General features: G+C 73.3%; 14 protein-coding genes. 2 read left to right on the top strand and 12 right to left on the bottom strand.

Annotated elements, in window-relative coordinates; all coding sequences use genetic code 11:
* Nucleotides 1–46: 46 nt before the first annotated feature.
* The 11 genes from Q3W71_RS26055 to Q3W71_RS26105 all read right to left on the bottom strand — a co-directional run bounded on the left by Q3W71_RS26055 (nt 47) and on the right by Q3W71_RS26105 (nt 13687).
* Nucleotides 47–1675, bottom strand: coding sequence for an acyl-CoA dehydrogenase family protein (locus Q3W71_RS26055; protein ID WP_302922109.1), 1629 nt, complete (start codon nt 1673–1675; stop codon nt 47–49).
* Entirely contained in the window at nt 1672–2271 is a 600-nt protein-coding gene (locus Q3W71_RS26060) for a TetR/AcrR family transcriptional regulator (protein ID WP_302922110.1), read from the bottom strand. Before Q3W71_RS26060 ends, Q3W71_RS26055 begins: the two co-directional genes overlap by 4 nt.
* 70 nt (nt 2272–2341) lie before the next feature.
* Complete coding sequence (locus Q3W71_RS26065) at nt 2342–3391, bottom strand: zinc-dependent alcohol dehydrogenase family protein (protein WP_302922111.1); 1050 nt, start codon at nt 3389–3391, stop codon at nt 2342–2344.
* A 67-nt stretch (nt 3392–3458) separates the two neighbouring features.
* Nucleotides 3459–4661 carry a D-alanyl-D-alanine carboxypeptidase family protein gene (locus Q3W71_RS26070; RefSeq protein WP_302922112.1) on the bottom strand — a complete coding sequence of 401 codons (1203 nt, stop codon included), beginning with the start codon at nt 4659–4661 and terminating at the stop codon, nt 3459–3461.
* Nucleotides 4662–4731: 70 nt separating this feature from the next.
* Nucleotides 4732–9363, bottom strand: a complete 4632-nt coding sequence (locus Q3W71_RS26075) for a DUF5663 domain-containing protein (protein ID WP_302922113.1) — start codon at nt 9361–9363, stop codon at nt 4732–4734.
* Nucleotides 9364–9413: 50 nt separating this feature from the next.
* Entirely contained in the window at nt 9414–10055 is a 642-nt protein-coding gene (locus Q3W71_RS26080) for a hypothetical protein (RefSeq protein ID WP_302922114.1), read from the bottom strand.
* A gap of 14 nt (nt 10056–10069) precedes the next feature.
* Nucleotides 10070–10774: a dihydrofolate reductase family protein gene (locus tag Q3W71_RS26085; protein ID WP_302922115.1), complete on the bottom strand. Its 705-nt coding sequence runs from the start codon at nt 10772–10774 to the stop codon at nt 10070–10072.
* A gap of 155 nt (nt 10775–10929) precedes the next feature.
* Nucleotides 10930–11745 carry an alpha/beta fold hydrolase gene (locus tag Q3W71_RS26090; RefSeq protein ID WP_302922116.1) on the bottom strand — a complete coding sequence of 272 codons (816 nt, stop codon included), beginning with the start codon at nt 11743–11745 and terminating at the stop codon, nt 10930–10932.
* Nucleotides 11742–12614: a short-chain dehydrogenase/reductase gene (locus tag Q3W71_RS26095; RefSeq protein WP_302922117.1), complete on the bottom strand. Its 873-nt coding sequence runs from the start codon at nt 12612–12614 to the stop codon at nt 11742–11744. Before Q3W71_RS26095 ends, Q3W71_RS26090 begins: the two co-directional genes overlap by 4 nt.
* Nucleotides 12604–12894: a DUF4873 domain-containing protein gene (locus tag Q3W71_RS26100; protein ID WP_302922118.1), complete on the bottom strand. Its 291-nt coding sequence runs from the start codon at nt 12892–12894 to the stop codon at nt 12604–12606. Before Q3W71_RS26100 ends, Q3W71_RS26095 begins: the two co-directional genes overlap by 11 nt.
* A 76-nt stretch (nt 12895–12970) precedes the next feature.
* Nucleotides 12971–13687 carry a TetR/AcrR family transcriptional regulator gene (locus Q3W71_RS26105; protein WP_302922119.1) on the bottom strand — a complete coding sequence of 239 codons (717 nt, stop codon included), beginning with the start codon at nt 13685–13687 and terminating at the stop codon, nt 12971–12973.
* 48 nt (nt 13688–13735) lie between these two features.
* Between Q3W71_RS26105 and Q3W71_RS26110 the strand changes: the two genes are divergently transcribed.
* Nucleotides 13736–14632: a diiron oxygenase gene (locus tag Q3W71_RS26110; protein WP_302922120.1), complete on the top strand. Its 897-nt coding sequence runs from the start codon at nt 13736–13738 to the stop codon at nt 14630–14632.
* 45 nt (nt 14633–14677) lie between these two features.
* Here the strand turns inward: Q3W71_RS26110 and Q3W71_RS26115 are convergent, their stop codons facing one another.
* A complete protein-coding gene (locus Q3W71_RS26115) occupies nt 14678–15220 on the bottom strand; it encodes a winged helix-turn-helix domain-containing protein (RefSeq protein WP_302922121.1) in 543 nt (180 codons plus the stop codon).
* A 337-nt stretch (nt 15221–15557) separates the two neighbouring features.
* Here Q3W71_RS26115 and Q3W71_RS26120 point away from each other — a divergent pair, with 337 nt between their 5' ends.
* Nucleotides 15558–19922: a S8 family serine peptidase gene (locus Q3W71_RS26120; protein WP_302922122.1), complete on the top strand. Its 4365-nt coding sequence runs from the start codon at nt 15558–15560 to the stop codon at nt 19920–19922.
* The last annotated feature ends 106 nt before the right edge of the window (nt 19923–20028 follow it).

Raw genomic sequence — 20028 nt, forward strand, 5'->3', positions numbered from 1 at the left:
CAGGGCGCCCCCGCCGTCCGCCGCATTTCCGGGGACCGGCGGGGCGTCAGCCCAGCTTGGGCACGGCGCGGGCGATGATCGCGGCGAAGTCGACGCCGCTGGGCAGGGTGCCGAACGCCTGACCGTGGTCGCCGCCGAGCCGGGAGGCGCAGAAGGCGTCGGCGACGGCCGGGTGCCCGTGCCGCACCAGCAGCGAGCCCTGCAACACCAGCGCCAGCCGCTCGACCACCCGGCGGGCCCGCAGTTCCAGGTCACCGGTGTCGGACAGGTCGGCCCGCACCTGGCGTACCGCGGCGTCGAGCCGGGCGTCGGCGCCGGCGGCGGCACTCACCTCGGCCTGGAACGCCGCCATGACCTGGGGCTCCCGGCCGAGCGCGCGCAGCACGTCCAACGCGGCGACGTTGCCGGAGCCCTCCCAGATGGAGTTCAGCGGGGACTCCCGGAACAGCCGCGGCATGCCGGACTCCTCGACGTAGCCGTTGCCGCCCAGGCATTCCAGCGCCTCCGCGGCGTGCGCCGGCCAGCGCTTGCACACCCAGTACTTGCCGACGGCCAGGGCGAGCCGCTTGAACGCGGTCTCGCCGGCGTCGCCGCGCGCGGAGCGGTCGGTCGCGCCGGCCAGCCGCATCATCAGCACGGTGGCCGCCTCGGACTCGACCGCGAGGTCCGTCAGCACGTTGCGCATCAGCGGCTGGTCGACCAGGTAGCGGCCGAACGCCTGCCGGTGGGTGGCGTGGTGGGCGGCGGTGAGCACACCCTGGCGCATCCCGGCCGCCGCGCCGATGACGCAGTCCAGGCGGGTCAGGTTGACCATGTCGATGATGGTGCGGACGCCGCGGCCCTCGTCGCCGACCCGCCAGGCGACGGCGTGCTCGTACTCGATCTCGGCGGAGGCGTTGGAGCGGTTGCCGAGCTTGTCCTTCAGCCGCATCAGCCGCATCGGGTTGCGGGTGCCGTCGGGCAGGACGCGGGGGACCAGGAAGCAGGTGAGCCCGCCCGGCGCCTGGGCGAGGGTGAGGAAGACGTCGCACATCGGCGCCGAGGTGAACCACTTGTGCCCGAGCAGCCGGTAGCTGCCGTCCGGCTCGGGGCGGGCGCTGGTGCTGTTGGCGCGCACGTCCGACCCGCCCTGCTTCTCCGTCATCGACATGCCGGCCAGCAGGCCCCGCTTGGTCAGTGGCGCGCGCAACCCGAAGTCGTAGCTGGTGGCGGTGAGCAGCGGCTCGTACCGCGCGGCCAACTCCGGCGCGTGACGCAGCGCCGGCACCGCCGCGTAGGTCATCGAGATCGGGCAGCCGTGCCCGGCGTCGGGCCGCCAGGTGTAGAACTTGGCGGCCCGGGCCACGTGCGTGCCCGGCCGGTCGTCCGCCCACGGGGCGGCGTGCAGCCCGTGCGCGACCGCCGTGCGCATCAGCTCGTGCCAGGCGGGGTGGAACTCCACCTCGTCGATCCGGTGGCCGTAGCGGTCGTGGGTGCGCAGCACCGGCGGGTGGTCGTTGGCCAGCCGCCCGTACTCGATCGCCGCCTCGCCGCCGCCGAGGCGGCCGAGTTCGTGCAGCTCGGCGGCGGCCCACCCGGCGCCCTCCCGCTGGAGCCCGTCGAGCAGGGCCGGGTCGTCCGCCGCGTCGTAGCCGACCAGCGGGGGAACCTGGTTGATGACCTCGTGCGTCGTCACGGCGACACTCCCAACGCGCGGTGGATGAACGTGATGAGACCGGGGATGGTGCCGGGGCCGGCGACCCCGGCGGCGAGCGGGCCGACCATGGCCTCGGCCAGGGCGCCGACCAGCGCGGTAGCGGTCAGCTCCGGGTCCTGCGGCGGCAGTTCGCCGCCGGCCACGCCCGCCGCCACGTAGCCGGCGATCAGGTCGGCGTACGCGCGGCGGAAGACCAGCCGCTCGGCGTCGACCGCCGGGTCGACCGGCTCGGCGAGCAGCGCGTACGCCAACCGCGGGGACTTCAGCGCGCGGCCGGCGAACGTCTCGACGACGGCGGACACCTGCGCGGCGGCGGTGCGCTCCAGCGCCGCGGCGCGGGCGACGGCGTCCACCTCACGCCGCGAGGCGGTGCGGAACACCTCGGCGAACAGGTCGGCCTTGGTGGGGAAGTGGCGGTAGACGGTGCCGGTGGCCACGCCCGCCCGCTCGGCGACCGTGGCGACCGAGCAGCCGGCGTATCCGGTCCCGGCCATGATCTCCAGCGCGGCGGTGATGATCCGCTCGCGCGAGGCGCTCAGCCGGGCCTTCACCCGCTCGGTGCTCCGGTACACCACGCAAGGATTGAACCACCGTTCACTCCTTGCGGACAAGGGCCGGGACCGCCACCCGGTCGGCAGGCCCCGGTCAGCTCGGACGGATCAGGCACATCCCGCCGGGCGCGGGCCGGTCCATGCTGGCCAGGGCGGCGGGCACCTCGGCCAGGCCGATGGTGCGGGTGACCAGCTCGGCGGGGCGCAGCACCCCGGCGGTGACCAGCCGCAGCAGCTCCGGGTAGGCGTGCGCGGGCATGCCGTGGCTGCCCAGCAGCTCCAGCTCGTACGCGATGACCAGCTCCATCGGCAGCGCCGGCCGGCCCTGGGCGACGGGGAGCAGCCCGACCTGCACGTGCCGGCCGCGCCGCCGCAGGCTCTCGATGGAGGCGGCGCAGGTGGCGTGGCTGCCCAGCGCGTCCAGCGACAGGTGGGCCCCGCCGCCGGTCGCCTCCCGGACGGCGGCGGCCACCGCGCCCGGGCCGGACAGCGCACTGCCGTCCAGGCATACCGCCGCCCCGCAGCGGACGGCCAGCTCGAGCGCGCCCGGCGCGACGTCGACCGCCACCACCCGCGCCCCGCACGCCGCCGCGATCATCACCGCGGAGAGCCCCACCCCGCCGCAGCCGTGTACCGCCACCCACTCGCCGGCGGCGACCCGCCCCTGGCTCACCACCGCCCGGAACGCCGTGGCGAACCGGCAGCCGAGCGCCGCCGCGGCCGGGTAGTCCAGCTCGTCCGGGAGGCGGACCAGGTTGACCTCGGCGTCGTGCACCGCCACGTACTGGGCGAACGAGCCCCAGTGGGTGAAGCCCGGCTGCGTCTGCCGTTCGCAGACCTGCTGGTCACCCGCCAGACAGGCCGGGCACCGGCCACAGGCGCAGACGAACGGCGCGGTCACCCGGTCGCCGGCCCGCCAGCCGCAGACGCCCGCGCCGACCGCCGCGACCACCCCGGCGAACTCGTGACCGGGGACGTGCGGCGGCCGGATGTCGGGGTCGTGTCCCTGCCAGCCGTGCCAGTCGCTGCGGCACAGCCCGGTCGCCTCGACCCGGATGACCGCGCCACCGGGCGGCGCCACCGGATCGGGGACGTCGCGGACCTCGGGCCGGGCACCGAACTCGTCGAAGATCACCGCACGCATGGGCGGCATCCTCACATGCCGGGGACCGCCGGCCTCGGCAGCCCCCGACCCGTCCCGACCGGGCGTCCTACCGTTCGCGGGCTCCCCGGCGTGCGGCCCGGCGCCACCACGGGATCGCCAGGACCAGGACGGCGAACGCCAGCGCGGCGCCGAGGCCGAGCCCGGCGGGCCACGACAGCGACGAGGACTCCCCGTTCTGCCGCTCGCCCTTCACCGGGACCACGGGCTGGTCGTACGTCTTCTCCTCCGGGCCGACCAGCTCGCCGACGGACGCGCCGTCGGGAAGATCGAAACCCCAGTTGAGCAGCGCGGACGCCTCGCCGAGGCTGCCCAGCGGGGCGGTCTCCGCGCCGAGCAGGGTCACCGCGAGCCGCCGGCCGTCACGCTCGGCCACACCGACGTACGTCTGCCGGGCCAGGTCGGTGAAGCCGGTCTTGCCGCCGACCGTGCCCGGGTAGACGCCGAGCAGCGTCCGGTCGTGGACGATCTCGAAGGCCGGGTTGGTCGGCTGCGCTGGAATCAGCGCCCGCGTGGTCGCGATGTACCGGCAGAAGTCCTCCCGGCCGAAGGTCGCGCGGGCGATCAGCGCGAGGTCGTACGCGCTGGTGTACTGCCCGGGTCCGTCGAGCCCCGAGGGCGTCGCGGCGTGCGTCTGGTAGGCCCGCAGCCGGCGCGCCTCCTCGTTCATGGCCCGCACGCCGCCCGGCCGGCCGGCCGCCCCGCCGCCCACCCGCGCCAGGGCGTTGGCCGCGTCGTTGCCCGACCTGAGCAGCAGCCCCAGCCACAGGCTCTCCACCGAGTACCGGCCGCCCGGCACCACCCCCATCAGCGAACTCTCCGGATCGAGGTCGCGCAGGTCGGCCCGGGTCACCTCGACCATCAGGGTGGGGTCGAGGCGGGGCATCAGGGCTGCCGCCAGCAGCAGCTTCTGCACACTGGCCGGAGTGCGGTGCTCGTGCGGGGCGCAGCCACCCAGCACCGCGCCGCTGTCCAGGTCGGCGACCAGCCAGGAGGTGGCGGTCACCGCCGGTGCCTTCGGCGCACCCGGTGGAACGGCCAGCCCCGCCGTGGCCAGCGCCGGCCCGCCGACGGCCCGGTGGGCGGGATCGACCGGTGGCGGCGACGGCGCGGCGGGCGGCGGTACCGGCGGCTTCACCGCGGGACACGGCACGTGCGGCGCGGCGGCGGCCCGGGCCGGCGGCGCGACCGCGACCACGGGCAGGACCAGGATGGCGCCGAGCGCCGCTGCGGTGACCGAAGAGGTGCTCACGATCCCGAACGTAATCGTCGGCACGCTCGCCGAACTCCGTTTCCGCAAAGCCCGGCGGTGGCGCCCGGCGTCACCGGGACTGGTGCGGGATGCGGAATGTGGAATCGGCACCGGCGCCCGCATTGTCCGGACCGAGTCGCACCAGGCGCCGAAGGGCCGGTACCAGGCCGTCGAGGTCTGATTCGCGCAGCCTGCGAATCTCTGCGGCGTAGCGGAGCGCCTTGTCGAGTTCCGCGCCCGCCACCTGGCTGAGTTCCCCGTGCACATGCGCGTTCGCCGCACCGACCAGCCGATTCACGCGATTGGGATGGTCGGCGGGGGTCAGGCTCAGTGCTGTCTCGAACGCCGTGATGGCCTCGGCGAGATCCTCCGGGTGTCCGGTGGGGCGGCGTCGCCACCGTCGGTGCAGCCAGTGCGCCAGGAGCGTGGTGGAGGCGGCGCGGTCCTGCAGGTCGTCGCGGGCGACCAGTTCGGTCTGCACCTCGAGGAGCCGGTCCAGGTCGCCGTCCTGTTCCGCGTCGGTGTCCACGCGTGCGGCCAACGCGTTGGCCAGGCCCGCCAGGCGACCGGTCCGGTTCGGGTGGTCGGCGGGCGTCGCCGCCAGCGACGTTTCGAGAGCATGTATCGCCTCGTGCAGGTAGACCCGGGTTCGCCCGCTCCGTGGCTCGCTGCGCCGGTGGAGCCAGTGCCCCAGGACGGCCCAGGAGGCCGCTCGGTCCTCCACGTCGTCCCGGTCGACCAGCTCGGTCTGCACCTGGAGCAGCCGGTCGAGGTCGCCGTCCTGCTCGGCGTCGGTGTCGATCCGCCCGGCGAGGGCGTTGGCCAGCGCGGTCAGGCGGCCGGTCCGTTTCGGGTGCTCGGCGGGGGTCAGGCGCAGCGAGTTCTCGAAGGCGCTGACCGCCAGGTCGACGTCGTCCGGGTGCTCGGCCGAGTCCCGTTGCCAGCGGCGGTGGAGCCAGTGCGCGAGGATGGCCCACGAGGTGGCCGGGTCCTCCACGTCGTCGCGGGCGGTCAGTTCGGTCTGCGCCTGGATCAGCCGGTCGAGGTCGCCGTCCTGTTCGGCGTCGGTGTCGGCTCGGCTGGCGAGGGCGTTGACCAGGCCGGTGAGGCGGCCGCTCCGCTTCGGATGGTCGTCCGGGAGCGGGCGCAGTGCCGCTTCGTAGGCGGTGATGGCGGCGGTGAGGTCCTCCGGGTGCTCCCCGGGCTGGCGGCGCCACCGCCGGAAGAGCCAGTGGGCGAACACGGCCGTGGACGCCGCCGGGTCCTGGAGATCGTCCCGGGTGACCAGTTCGCCCTGCGCTTGGAGGAGCCGGTCCAGATCGTCGTCCTGTTCCGCGTCGGTGTCGATCCGGCCGGCCAGCGCGTTGGTGAGGCCGACCAGGCAGGGCGCCCGGTTGGGGTGGTCCGGGGAGATCAGGTCCAGTGCCCGGCCGTACGCGGCGACGGCCGCGTCGAGGGCGGCGGACTGATCGACGGGCCCTCGTTGCCAGCGCCGGAAGAGCCACTGCCCGGATATCGCCCACGCGGTTCCCGGGTGCGGCACGTCGTCGCGGGTGGTCAGTTCGGTCTGCACCTGGATCAGCCGGTCGAGGTCGCCGTCCTGTTCGGCGTCGGTGTCGATCCGGCTGGCCAGCGCGTTGGCCAGGCCGGTGAGGCGTACGGTCCGCTTCGGATGGTCGGCAGGGGTCAGACGGAGGGAATCCTCGAAGGCCGCGATGGCGTCGGGGAGATCGTCCGGGTGCTCGGCGGGCTTGCGTTGGTATCGGTGGTGCAGCCACTGCCCGAGGATGGCGCGGGAGGTCGGCGGGTCCTTCAGGTCGTCGCGGGTCACCAGTTCGGCCTGCACCTCGACCAGCCGGTCGAGGTCACCGTCCTGCTCGGTGTCGGTGTCGATCCGCCCACCCAGCGCGTTGGCCAGGCCGGTCAGGCGCACCGTCCGCTTCGGATCGTCGGCGGGGGTCAGGCGCAGGGAGTTCTCGAAGGCGGTGATGGCGGCGGTGAGGTCGTCCGGGTGCTCGGTGGCGTCCCGCTGCCACCGACGATAGGACCACTGTCCCGACACGCTCCAGGCGACCGCCCGGTCCGGCACGGTGTCCAGGGCGATCAGTTCGGCCTGTACCTGGAGCAGCCGGTCGAGGTCACCGTCCTGCTCGGTGTCGGTGTCGATCCGGCCGATCAGCGCGTTGACCAGGCCGGTGAGCTGCCCGGTCCGCTTCGGGTCGTCCCTCGGCGTCAGGCTCAGCGACGTTTCGTAGGCTCGCACAGCCGCGGAGAGATCGTCGGCGTGCGCGTTGGCGTCGCGCCGCCACCGCCGGTAGAGCCAGTGGGCAAGCAGTGCCAAGGACGTCGCCGGCTCCGACAGGTCGTCGCGGCTGACCAGTTCGGTCTGCGCCTGGATCAGCCGGTCGAGGTCGCCATCCTGTTCCGCGTCGGTGTCGATCCGTCCGATCAGCGTGTTGACCAGACCGCTGAGTCGCCCGGTGCGCCGGGGATGGTCGACCGGCGTCGAACCGAGCGACGCCTCGAAGGCCGCGACGGCCGCGGTGAGATCGGTCGGATGCTCCGTGGGAGCGCGCCGCCATCGCCGGTGCAGCCAGTGCGCCAGCACGGCCCGGGAAGCAGCCGGGTCCTCCAGGTCGTCGCGGTCGACCAGTTCGAGCTGTAGCTGGAGCAGCCGGTCCAGGTCGCCGTCCTGCTCCGCGTCGGCGTCGATCCGGTCCACCAACGAGTTGACCAACCCGATCAGACGGGCCGTGCGGCTCGGATGGTCCACCGGGGTCAAGCCCAACGACTCCTCGTACGCCGCCACGGCCCGGGACAGCAGGCGCGGCTCCCGGGTCCGCTTCCAGGCCGCCCGGTAGTCGGCGGCGAGTTCGCCACGGGGGAGGCCCGGGTCGGGCTCCGGTCGCCAGCCGTCGAGAACGTCGCCGAGCAGCCGCCGGACCTCGCGATCGACGACCGACTCGTGGCGGGGGGCGTTCTCGTTGAGCCAGAGCTTGGCCGCCCGGGTGTCGCCCTGGTCGTGAAGCGTCTCGAACTCGTCGACCTGGGCGGTGCTCAGCTCCTTGATCACCGAGCTGCCGACCGCCAGTTGCAGGATCGGGCGCAGCCGGCTGACCAGGCCGGCGAGCGGCTCTTGCGTTCCGGGCAGGCACACACCCGCCGAGCAGATCTCACTCAACTGCTGAAGGTGGTCCAGCCAGTGCCGCGGTGACGGGTCGGCGGCGAGCCGGCGCCGATCGGACATCAGCTCCAGGCAGCGGTCGACCTGGGAACCGTGGGAGATCTTGCCGATCCCCAGCTCCGCCGCGGCCAGCGCGTGCGGGGCGACGTACGCGAGGGCGTAGCGGCCGGCCATGGCCCAGTTCCGGCGGCCGAGGTCGGACAGCGTCTGCGCGAGCCGGTTGTGGGCGTCCAGGACACCCTCGGGCCCGAGGCCGCCGTCGGAGACCCAGCGCCCGAAGTCGCCGTGGAAGAAGCGCAAGCGCGCGTCGTGCCCGCGCAGGAGCACCGCGCGGGTGTCGGCGAGCAGGCGGTTGAGCGCGTTGCCGTCCAGCCCGAGTACGGCGGCCGCGACGTCGTCGGGCAGCGCGGCGCCGACGTCCTGCGCGGCGGCGACCAGGCCGATCAGCGCGAGGGCCTGCTGCCAACGGCCGTCGACCCGCTCCCGCATCCGGTCCAGCGCGTCGCCGTACACCTCGGTCAGGCTGGCCGGCATGGCGACCGTCTCCGGCGGACCGTCTCCGGCGGCGACGTCGTCCGCGATGCTCCGCGCGGCGTAGAACGCCAGCACCCACACCCCGTCCGCCTGCTCGGCGATCAGCCGGGACAGCCGGGTGCGATGGGTCTCGTCGAGCTCGTGCAGCAGGTTACCCACGTAGAGCTCCAGGTCCTGCCGGTCCGCCTTGCCCGGACTGGCGAGGTCGATCAGCGTGGGCTGCAGCAGCGGGGTGAGGTTGACCGGTACCTCGGGCTGGCTGGCGAGCAGCAGGCGGAGACGGCCGAGGCCCTGGTCGGAGGCCGGGCAGCGGGACACGGCGGCGGCGAGCACCTTGATCACGTCGAGGAAGTCGCGGGCGTTGTCGCGGTACGCCTCGTCCAGCCCGTCGACCACCACGACGACCGGCGCGCCGGCCGGCAGGCTCGCCAGGGCGGGCAGCACGACCTCGCGCAGCTCGCGCACCGGGTCGGTGGTGCCCAGCAGGAGATTCGTCACCTCGATCCCGACGGCCTTGCCGCCCGTCACCGACCCGACGCGGACGTCCGCCGAGACGCTCCTGGCCACCGTCGACAGGGCGGGAGCGTCGACCAGCGCCAGGAGCTGGTCGCGAAACGAGGGCCAGGAGAACTCGTCGATGCGGGTGGCCCGTACGTCCCGCAGGATCAGCGCACCGAGTCGAGGGCCGTCCGCCGCCGCCGCGAGACGGACGGTGATGCCGTACAGGAATCGGCTCTTGCCCGTGCCGGGCGGCCCCGAGATGACCAGGACGCGGGCGTTCTTCGCCGCCGGGTTCGTGAGCCAGTCGTCAACCTGGGACTCCAGCCACCGGCGCGGTACGAAGAAGGCGGGATCCGCGAGCAGCGAGGGGTCGGGCCCGATCCCGGACGGCCGCGGATTCGGGCCAGCGGTGGCGGGCCCGCCGGGATGGCCGTTGGATGTCGGGTCGGGCTGGGAAGCCGCGGCCTTGGCGTCAGTCGTCATCGAGCGCCTCACCGTGAGCAGGAGTGTGCCGCCGCTGGTGCTATCCCGGCCTACCGGATCGTGTCGGCCTCCAGGCCGACGGCCGACCCACCCGGGCCGACCCGCCCGGCCTCGACGTGCCCGCGCGCCCCGCCACTGATGCTCCGGGCCCGCAACCCGGCGACGTAACCGAGCACCTCGTCGACCGTGGCGGTGCCCACGACGGACCCGTCGGCGGGCACCGCCTCGCCCCGGAAGACGATGCGCTGACCGAGAACCGTTTCGAGAGCCCGCCGCAGCCCGTCGACGTATTCCAGGCTTTCCCGGTCGTCGGGGCTCAGATCGTCGATTCCCTCGGCGTAGTCGGCGAGCTTCGCCCGCAGCTCGCGAATTGACGAATCGAGGTCCGCGAGCCGGTCGAAGTGGGCGACCGGGTCCTTCAGTTGGCCCTGGAACGCCTCGTCGGGCAGGGCCACCGACACCGGCTCGGTAACCGGAGCCCGGTCGTCGTCGCGGCGTTCGCGTCGTCGCCGCAACAGGTCACCGGCCAGGCCGTAGAGGAATTTCACGCCTTCCGTCAGTGCGACGATTCCGACCGCGGAGAGGGTAAGGGGATCCGGCACGGCGGCACCCTTCGATGGGCGGGCTGAGGTTTTCCCATATTGCCTCACCCGCGATGCCGGCGGATTGGCGACGAGTCGTTCAGTCGCCAATCCGACTCAGCACGTCACGACCTGACGATCGTCGGGCCGCCACCACTGCCACGGTCGTCGAGCAGCAGCGGGGCACGGCCGCGCACCGCGTAGCGGATGTGGGTGACCTGCGGCGTGTGGATGACCCGGAGCTGGGTCAACTCGATCCCCTCCTTCTCGGCCAGGTCGAGGTCCGCGTCGAACAGCCGCAGGCCGGTGCCGAGCACCACCGGTACGACGTGCAGCTCCAACTCGTCGAGCAGGCCAGCCTTGAGCACCTGGCGCACGAGGCTACCGCCGCCGGCCACGGCGACGTCCCGACCGCCGGCCACCGCCCGCGCCTGCTCGACGGCGCTGGCCACGCCGTCGGTGACGTAGGTGAAGCTGGTGCCACCCTTGCGCTCCAGCCGCGCCCTCGGGCGGTGGGTGACGACGAAGACCGGCGCGCGGAACGGCGGTTCCTCGCCCCACGGCAGCTCACCGCCGTCGGCCATCCGGCGGCCCATCACGTACGCCCCGGCGGCCTCGAACGACTCGGCGACCACGTCGGAGTTCGTGTCCCGCTCGCCGCCGGCGAAGCCCTGCCGTTCGCGCCAGGCCACCGCGTCGGTCACCCAGCGGGTGACCCGGAAGAAGCCGGCGCTCTCGGCGGAGGTCATCCAGTCGCCGTCGCCGGTGTGCCGTGGGCCGGCGTAGAACCCGTCCACCGACACCGACAGCTGGGCGGTCACCTTCGTCATCTCGTCACGTCCTCTCGATCCCCGGCACCCGCTCCGGGCGCCTGTTCGGTGAGGGGTCGGAGCCGACCGTGGCATCCCTACCGCGGCTCGACGTGACGCCGGTCACACCCGCCGAAGGGCCGGGGAGGGCGAACCTGACGGCGCCGGGGCGGTGGTCAGTCCGCCGGCCGGTCGGGGCGGGACACCGCGCCGGTGGTCTCCAGGATCAGGGCGGCGACCAGGTCCGGGTCGTCGCTCATCGGCACGTGCCCGCAGCCGGGCAGGGTCACCACCCGGGCCGCCGGCAGCCCGGCCCGGACCCGCTCCGCCTGGTGGACGCCGAAGATGCGGTCGCAGTCGCCCCAGCCGACCGTCACCGGCACCGCGCTACCGGCCAGCCGGGCGCAGTCGAAGCGGTAGTCGCGGGCGGCCCGGGCCACGGTGCCGAAGCCGACCGCCCGCCGCAGCGCGAGCGCGTCGCCCAGCGCGCGCTCGAAGTCCAGCGACCGCGGCCGGGCCACCAGCGGCGCGAAGCACATCGCCCGCAGGTACGCCGACCGCAGCGCGACCCGCATGACCGGCGTCGGCAGGTACGCGTTGGCCCGCAGCAGCCGGAGGATGGCCAGCGCCCGGCGCCGCTCGGCCGGGGTGAAGAAGCCGGCGGGGGAGAGGGCGGTGGCCGAGGCGACCGCCCCGGCGGCGGCGAGTTCCAGGCTGATCGCCCCACCGAGGCTGTAGCCGGCCACGTGCGGCCGTTCCAGTCCCCACCCGGTGAGCACCGGCAGGATCGCCGCGACGGTGGCGGCCATGTCGGCGGGCATGCCCGCGGCGGGCACCGGGGAGTTCCCGAAGCCGGGCAGGTCGAGCGCGATCACCTCGTGGTGGGCGGCGAGCCGGTCGAACACCGGCTCCCACGCCTGGTGGCGGTGCCCGATGCCGTGGATGAGCACGAGCGGCTCACCGCTGCCGGCGCGGCGGAAGTGGACAGTCACGACCGCCCCTCCACCGACGTCCGGCCGAACGAGCGGCCGAGCCCGCGTACCTCGTCCTCCATCTGGTCGACCAGGGTGCGGCCGCCCAGCCGGGTGACCAGCGCGTCCGTGACACCGCTGAGCACCAGCGGCCGCAGCGCCTGCACCACGGCGAGTGAACGCGGCACGTAGACCTTGCGGCTGCGGCGCTCGATGCCGCGCAGCAGGGCGGCGGCGCACCGGTCGACCGGCACCACGGTGGACAGCGGCCGGGGCAGCCGGCGCAGCGTGGCGCGGAACGAGGCCAGGTCGTCGCGGATGTCGCGGACCAGGTCGGTGTCGATCCAGATCGGGTGCGCGGTGCCGACGGTGACGCCGTGCCGGCGGGTCTCCAGCCGCAGCACGTTGGCGAACTGCTCGACGCCCGCCTTCGACGCGCAGTAGGCGGCCATCCCGGGCATCGCGGTGAAGGCGGCGGCGGAGGAGACGATCAGGACGTGGCCGCGGGCGGCGGTGAGGTGCGGCAGCGCCGCGCTGACCGTCCGGATCGCGCCGCAGAGGTTCACCTCGACGGTACGCACCAGCGCGTCGACCGGCCCCAGCGCGACCGTGCCGAGGTTGGCGATGCCGGCGTTGGCGACCACCACGTCGATCCCGCCGAAGCGCTCCACGGTGGACGCGACGGCGGCGTCCACGGCCGCCTGGTCGGTGACGTCGCACTCGTACCAGTGCCCGTCGAGGTCGGCGGCGACCTGCCGGAGCAGGTCGGGTTCCAACCCCACGACGGCCACCCGGGCGCCCCGGGCGGCGGCCTGGCGGGCCAGCCGCGCACCGATGCCGCGGGCCGCTCCGGTGACGAGGATCGTCCGGCCCGCGAGGTCACCGCGCATCGGCGTGCTCCCGTTCCGCCTCGTCCGGCCAGGGCGGGCCGCCCACGCCGGTGATCCGTACGCCACCCCAGGGGTCGACCTCGGCCAGTCGGGCCGGGCTGGTCCGGCCGGCGATGGCCACCTCCAGGTCGCGCCGGCCGGCGCGGACCAGCCGGGCCACCGCCGGCTCCGGCTCGACCCGCCCGCCCCAGTGGTAGCGGCCGTCGACCGGCTCCCACCGCCCGCTCAGGTGCACGTGGACCGGGGTGTCGCCCAGGCGCGCCGGGCCGTGGTAGCTCATGCCGCCTCCTCGCCGCGCCCGCCGGCGGCACGGGGCGCCGCCGCGCCGCGCAACCGCCTGGTCGGCCCGGGCCGGCTCACGGCACGATCCGCTCGTGCGCGCGGGTGAGCTCGCGGGGCAGGTCGGCGCTGCGCCGTACGCCCTCGATGCCGCTCCACAGCAGCGTGGTCAGGTAGTCGGTGAGGGCCGCCCGGCGGATCGGCTGCCCGTTCGTGGTCCACCAGTCACCGACCGCCTGCACGAAGCCCACCAGGCCGTAGGCCCACGGCTCGGCCGGGCCGGCGTCGAGGCCGAGCGCGCGCAGCCGGTCGCCGATCACCCGGGCCAGACCGGCGGCCACCTGCCGGCTGGTGCCGGCGACCACCTGGTGGATGCCGGGATGGCTGGACTGGTGCATCAGGAAGCGGTAGAGCTTCGGCTCCGACTCGATCACCCCGAGGTACGCGTCGATGGTCGCCTCGACCAGGGCGCGTTCCTCGCGGACCTGCTCGACCGCCGGCGCCACGGTGTCGACCACCCGGGCCGCCACCACCTCGCTGACGGCCAGCCAGAGCTGGGACTTGTCGGCGAAGTAGCGGTAGAGGACCGGCTTGCTCACCCCGGCCGTGGCGGCCACCTGGTCCATGTCGACCTCCGGCCCGTGCCGCAGCAGCGCCTGCACGGCCGCCCCGATCAACTCCTGCCGCCGCTGTTCCCGATGGTCCGCCCAGCGGTCCCGACGGCCGTTGGCCCGCGGCGCGGGCGGGTCGCCCGAGGGCTCCGGTCCATTGACATCCGTCACCGGCGATTGCATGCTACTACTCGTAACAGTTACCGGGCGTCACGTCAATATGGAGGGGTCATGGAGACCACGTCCGACCGGCCCGAGCGCGAGGCGCTCGCCACCCGGCTGCTCACCTCCTCCCTGCGCACCAGCTACGACCCGGTCGTCGAGATCGACTGGGATGCGCCGCCGGTGCCGGGGGCGTACTGGCTGCCGCCGGGCCGCAGCAGCCTCTACGGCACCCCGCTGTGGGCACGCCTCACCGAGGAGCAGCGCGTCGAGCTGACCAAGCATGAGGTGGCCAGCGCGGCCAGCGCCGGACTGTGGTTCGAGACGATCCTCATGCAGATGCTGATCCGGCACTACTACGACGCCGACCCGACCAGCCGGCACGCCCAGTACGCGCTCACCGAGGTGGCCGACGAGTGCCGGCACTCCATCATGTTCGGCCGGCTCATCGAGGCGATGGGCTGTCCGGTCTACCGCGCGGACCCGGTCGACCACCTGCTCGGGCGCTTCCTCAAGGCCACCGCCACCGGCCCGCGGATGTACGCCGCGATCCTCATCGCCGAGGAGATCCTCGACGCGTTCCAGCGCGAGATCATGACGGACGAGTCGCTGCAGCCGTTGATCCGGATGGTGTCGCGGATCCACGTCGTCGAGGAGGCGCGGCACGTCCGGTTCGCCCGCGCCGAACTGGCCCGCCAGGTCGACGCGGCCGGGCCGGTCGGCCTGTCGTACGCCCGGCTGCTGATCGGCCGGGCCGCCTACTCGATCGCCAACCGCCTGGTCCACCCGCAGGCGTACGCGGCCGTCGGCATCCCGCCGGAGGTCGGCCGCGCCGCCGCCCGCGCCAACCCGCACTGGCGCGCCACGCTGCGCTGGTCCGCCGCCAAGGTCCACGACCACCTGGCCGGCCTCGGCCTGGTGGCCGGACCGGGGCGTCTGCTGTGGACCCGCGCCGGCCTGATCTGACCGCTCGACGACACCGCGCCGGCCGCTGCTCGTGTCAGGCAGCCGTCAGGCGCCGGCGACCCTCGGTTGCCGGTGGTCGGTCAGCCGCAGGCCGACCCCGCGCACGGTGTCGATGGTGACCCCGGTGCCCAGCTCGGTGAGCTTGCGCCGCAGCCGCTTCACCACGGACTGCACGTCCGCCTTGCGCCGCAGCCCCTCGTTGCGCCAGACCGCCCGGTGCAGCTCGGCGTAGCTCCAGACCCGCACCGGCTCGGTGGTGAGGCAGCTCAGCAGGTCGTGTTCGAGCCGGGTCAGGCCGACCTCCCGGTCGCGGCAGTGGGCGGTGGAGCGGGCCGAGTCGATCCGCAGGGTGTCCTCGGCCGACGGCGCGGCCGGCGCCGGCGACCCGCGGGGCAGCTGCCGCGGCGCCGAGATCAGCCGGCGCAGCTCGTCGAGGTCCGCGACGAGCAGCAGGGGCGCGATGCCGTCGAGCCGTTCGGCGAGCCGGATCCGTTCGGCCGGCGACGGTGTCACCGCGATCAGCAGCGGGAACAGTTCCTCGGCCGGTTCGGACCCACCCGGCACCGTGCTCTCGTCGTCCTCGGCCACCGCACCCGTCCCGAAAACGATGGGCAGCGCCTGCCCAGTTCCATCGTCGTCTGACAATAAATGGCAACCCTGCCGCCAGGCAGCAAACCGATAGTGACAAGTTGCTTACGGCAAGTTCTTGATCGTCCTTTCCTCTAGATCATAGTGTCCACTCGGGCAGCCGGCGTGACCCGCGCGATGCCTGGGGGGCCTGGAGGGGGTCAGCCGTTCCGCTCACATCCACATGGGACGTCGTCCCCCAAACCCCTTCACATGGCTCACTCGAATCTGGGTCGTTCTGAAGGAGGCAGCACCGATGTTCAGACGTCCACACAGGAGGCGCACAGCCAGAACCCTGGTGAGCGCCGCGGCGGCGATGGTCCTCGTCGCCGCAGGCCTGGCCACCGGGACCGGCGCGCAGGCCGCGTCGGCCGCAACGGCCGCGGGTGCGGCCTCCCCGTCGGACAAGATCCGGCCGGACCTCGCGAAGCAGCTCGAGGGCAAGACCGAGGGCGACTTCTGGATCCGCTTCACCGACCGGGCCGACCTCAGCCAGGCCAGGGGCATCAAGGACTGGGCCAAGCGGGGCACCGCGGTGGCGGAGGCGCTGAAGAAGACCGCCGCCGAGAGCCAGGCCAAGGTCCGGTCCGAACTGGACACCGCCGGCGCGAAGTACCAGAGCTTCTGGGCCACCAACGCCATCCGGGTCAGCGGCGGCTCGCTGGCGATGGCGCAGAACCTCGCCGCGCACGCCGAGGTCGAGGGCCTGTACGCGCCGGTCGCCTACGAGGTGCCGGAGACCACCAAGGGCACCGACGAGAAGACCGTGAACGCCCTCGAGTGGGGCATCGCGAACATCAACGCCGACGACGTCTGGTCCCAGTACGGCGTCAAGGGCGAGGGCATCACCATCGCCAACATCGACACCGGTGTGCAGTTCGACCACCCCGCGCTGGTCAACTCCTACCGTGGCAACAACGGCGACGGCACGTTCGACCACAACTACAACTGGTTCAACGCCGCCGGCACCTGCGCGACGCCGTGCGACGGCGACGGCCACGGCACGCACACCATGGGCACGATGGTCGGCTCCGACGGGGCGAACCAGATCGGCGTCGCCCCCGAGGTCAAGTGGATCGCCGCGAACGGCTGCTGCCCCAGCGACGCCGCGCTGGTCACCTCCGGCCAGTGGATGCTCGAGCCGACCGACGTCAACGGCCAGAACCCGGACGCCAGCAAGCGGCCGAACATCATCAACAACTCCTGGGGTACCCGGCTGCCCTCCAACGACCCGTTCATGGAGGACGTGACGCTGGCCTGGAAGGAGTCGGGCATCTTCGGTGTCTTCTCCAACGGCAACAGCGGACCGGGGTGCCAGACCAGCGGCTCGCCGGGCAGCCTGGCCAGCAACTACTCCTCCGGCGCGTACGACGTCAACAACAACATCGCCAACTTCTCGGCCCGGGGCGCGGGGCAGAACGGCGAGACCAAGCCCAACATCTCGGCACCCGGGGTGAACGTCCGGTCGAGCCTGCCGGGCAGCGGCTACGGCGCCATCAGCGGCACCTCCATGGCGGCGCCGCACCTGGCCGGCACGATCGCGCTGCTGTGGTCGGCGGCACCGGCGATGGTCGGCGAGGTGGACGCGACCCGCGCGCTGCTGGACAACACGGCGATCGACAGCGCCGACGCCCAGTGCGGTGGCACCGCCGACGACAACAACGTCTTCGGTGAGGGCCGGCTGGACGCGCTGGCGCTGCTCAACGCCGCCCCGATCGGTGACACCGGCACGCTGGCCGGCACCGTCACCGACGCGGCCACCGGCGCCCCGATCGCGGACGCCACGGTGACCGTGACCGGTCCGGCGTCCCGCCAGCTCATCACCGGGGCCGACGGCAGGTACTCGTCGCTGCTGCCGGTGGGCGACTACCAGGTCGCCGTGGCGGCGTTCGGCTACCAGAGCCGGACGGTGCCGGCGACGGTCACCCAGAACGCCACCACCACCGTCGACGTCGCGCTGACGGCGGTGCCGAGCGTCACCGTCGGCGGCGCGGTCACCGACGGCTCCGGGCACGGCTGGCCGCTCTACGCGAAGGTGACCGTGCAGGGCCCGTCGGGCGTGTCCGACTACACCACGCCGATCAACGGCCGCTACAACCTCACGCTGCCGGCCGGGGCGACCTACACCCTCAAGGTGGAACCGCAGTACCCCGGCTACCAGACGGTGACCAAGGAGGTCGTCGTCGGCTCGGGCAACGTCACCGCCAACATCGCCGTACCGGTGCAGACCAACGCGTGCACCACGGCGCCCGGCTACACGTTCGGCTCCGACGGGGTCTACCAGACCTTCGACGGCACCGGCGTCCCGGCCGGCTGGTCGGTGGTCGACCACGCCGGTACCGGCCAGGTGTGGAAGTTCACCGACGACGGCAACCGTGGCAACCTGACCGGCGGCACCGGCAACTTCGCCATCATCGACAGCGACGAGTACGGCTCCGGCGGGCGGCAGGACAGCTCGCTGGTCAGCCCGGTCGTCGACCTGACCGACGTGGCGGCGCCGGTGATCCGGTTCAACCAGGACTTCAACCAGCTGGGTCCGGACCGCGCCGACGTCGACCTGAGCGTCGACGGCGGTGCCACCTGGACCAACGTGCTCCGGCAGGCGGCCGACGTCCGGGGGCCGCGGGTCACCGAGATCCCGATCCCGCAGGCTGCCGGGCAGGCGCAGGTCCAGGTCCGCTTCCACTACTACGACGCCTCGTTCGAGTGGTGGTGGCAGGTCGACAACGTCCTGATCGGCAGCGAGGTCATCTGCCGGCCGACCAACGGCGGCCTGGTGCTCGGGCACGTCCGGGACCGCAACGACGACGGCTACGTCAACGGCGCCACCGTCACCAGCAAGGACCGGCCGGCGGAGAAGGCCACCACGGTGGCGACCCCGGACGACACCGAGCTGGCGGACGGCTTCTACTGGCTGTTCTCCTCGCTGACCGGGACGCACACGTTCACCGCCTCGGCCGGCAACTACGTCAGCCAGAGCAAGGCCGTCGACGTGCAGGCCGACTGGGCGACCGCCGCCAACTTCCGGCTCGCGGCCGGCCGGCTCTCGGTCAAACCGGCCCAGGTCAGCGCCACGCTCCAGATGCCCACCGGCAAGGCCAGCAGGGCGTTCACCGTGACCAACACCGGCGGCGCGCCGGTCGAGGTCGAGTTCAGTGAGCGCGACGGCGGGTTCGAGCTCCTCCGGGCCGACGGGTCCCGGTTGACCGAGCAGCAGGTGATCGGGTCCAACGGCGCACCCGAGCAGCGGCTGAACGTCCCGACGTCGTTCGCCGCCCGGGCGTCCGGGATGGCGGGCAACGCGACCGCCGCGGTCGGCCCGCAGGCCGCGCCGTGGACGGACATCGCCGACTACCCGGCGAACGTGATGGACAACCGGGTGGTGAACCTGGACGGCAAGGTGTACTCGATCGCCGGCGGCAACGGTTCGGCGTCCACGACGAAGAACTTCGTCTACGACCCGATCGCGCAGAGCTGGGCGCCGATCGCCGATCTTCCCGAGGCGCGCAACGCCATGACGGTGGGCGTCGTCGGTGGGAAGATCATCGCGACCGGCGGTTGGGCGGCGGCCGGTCCGTCCGGCACCACCTGGTCGTACGACCCGGGGGCGAACGCCTGGACGAAGGTGGCCGACAACCCGGCGGCACGCTCCGCCGCCGGTCAGGCGGTCGTCGACGGCAAGCTCTACGCCATCGGCGGCTGCACCACCGCGGCCTGTACGCCGATGTCGAACAGCGTGGTCCGGTACGACCCGGGCGCCGACAGCTGGGAGACGCTACCGAACTACCCGAAGTCGGTCGCGTTCGCGTCCTGCGGTGGGATCGACGGCGTCGTCTACTGCACCGGCGGCAACGACGGCTCCGCCTCCCAGAAGGCCAGCTACGCCTTCGACCCGGGGGCCAACGCCTGGACCGCGATTCCCGACGCGCCGGCCGACAACTGGGCCAGCTCGTTCGCGGTGGCGAACGGCAAGCTCCTGGTGGTCGGTGGCTCGCAGGGCGGCGCCATCACCAACGCCGGCTTCGCGTACGACCCGGCCACCAACTCGTGGTCGAACCTGCCGAACGCCAACACGGCGCGCTACCGCGGTGGCGCGGCGTGCGGCTTCTACAAGATCGGCGGTTCGTCCGGCAGCTTCACCGCGACGCCGGACAGCGAGGTGCTGCCCGGGTTCGAGGAGTGCGCCGAGGCGGCCGCCGACGTCAGCTGGATGACGATCGACAAGACGTCGGCCACGCTGGCGCCGGGCGAGCAGGTCACGGTCACCGTCGGGATGACGGCGAACGTCGACCAGCCGGGCACCTACACCGCCTCGGTGGCGATCAAGGAGAACACCCCGTACACGGTGTCGCCGGTGGCGGTGACCATGAACGTCAATCCGCCGAAGACCTGGGGCAAGCTGATGGGTACCGTGACCGGGACGAGCTGCCAGGGTGCCAGCTCGCCGCTGCCCGGTGCGGTCGTCCAGATCGACTCATGGGCGATGTCGTGGACCTTCGCCACCGACGCCGAAGGCAAGTACGCCTACTGGATGGACCGCCGGAACAACCCGATGACGATGATCGTCGCCAAGGACGACTGGAAGCCCCAGACCCGTCAGACGAGGATCAACACCACCACACCCACCGTGGAGGACTTCGCCCTGTCGCCCATCCGCTGCTGACCTGACGGTCGGCTGACCGAACCGGCCCGCCTGGTCGTCCACCAGGCGGGCCGGTTCACGTCCGGCGGGAGGCGCCCGGCGCCGGCTCGGGCGACAGCGGACCGCC

The sequence above is a fragment of the Micromonospora sp. C28SCA-DRY-2 genome, assembly GCF_030519475.1.
In the GTDB taxonomy this organism is placed as follows: Bacteria; Actinomycetota; Actinomycetes; order Mycobacteriales; family Micromonosporaceae; genus Micromonospora.